This is a genomic window from Vibrio sp. 970, from assembly GCF_033339075.1.
The window spans coordinates 1-857 of sequence record NZ_JAWOTW010000167.1 but is presented as its reverse complement, the minus strand read 5'-3'; the positions used below and the strand labels follow the sequence as shown (position 1 = coordinate 857).

1 protein-coding gene is annotated in these 857 nt (G+C 43.3%); it reads right to left on the bottom strand.

From position 1 onward, the window contains the following. Nucleotides 1-91: 91 nt before the first annotated feature. The coding region (locus R7Q11_RS25455) for a hypothetical protein (protein WP_225466910.1) at nt 92-857 on the bottom strand (766 nt) is incomplete at its 5' end.

The following is an 857-nucleotide window of genomic DNA, read 5'->3' as shown; positions in this document are numbered from 1 at the left end:
AATCTCTTTTTCAGGGAGTTTGAATCTGGTCACACGCTGCAATTGAGATTGAAGCATGAAAAAAGGCCCCGAAGGGCCTTTTAAAACTGGATTAGATACAGGTTCCACTGCTGCAATCAGGCATATCGGCCCAGAAGAGAACGTTTTCTTCTTTCACAATGCCCAGAGTCATCATGACCTGAACCAGTGGGCTCTTTAATGCTTGTTCACGATCGGTGATCTCTTCGGATGAAGTGAAAACGATGAATTTGATGTTTTCCGCTGGAATAGTGAAATACAAAGAGCTGGCCACACCGGCGATAGTATCAGGCAGCATATCTGTCATCATCAGGACTTCGAAAGAGATGGCTGACGGAATGTTCACCATATTATCAAAACTGCTAATAATGATGTCATTGATAACACCACCGCGAGGATGCCCTTTGAAGAACAGGTCATGCTCCTTACCAATATAGTAAGGGCTGGTTTCGTTGATAGCATTATTGATGATATTAACCTGTTGCTTGGCGTAGAACTCTTTCTCTTCACCACCGGCCCAGGTAGTCGTCCCCGTGAATACAAAGTTAGCCAGTGGACTCTTGTCATATTCTACTTGCAGCCAATTTTGATCAAAACCTACGATTTCAAGGAACAATGCTTGCTGCTCTGAGGACAGTTTTGCATATTTATCCCACTGCATTTGTTTGAGGCTATCACCCAGATACTCTTTTAACTCGTGTAGTTTTGGATCAAGCGTCAAAAAGTCAGATCTCAGCATTGAGTACTCAGTAGGGTAGAGTGAATGCCAGTTAAACTGAGTAGTCAACCAGGGCGCGGAAGAACCACCTGAACCTAAAATGATATTTTTAAGGTTGTCA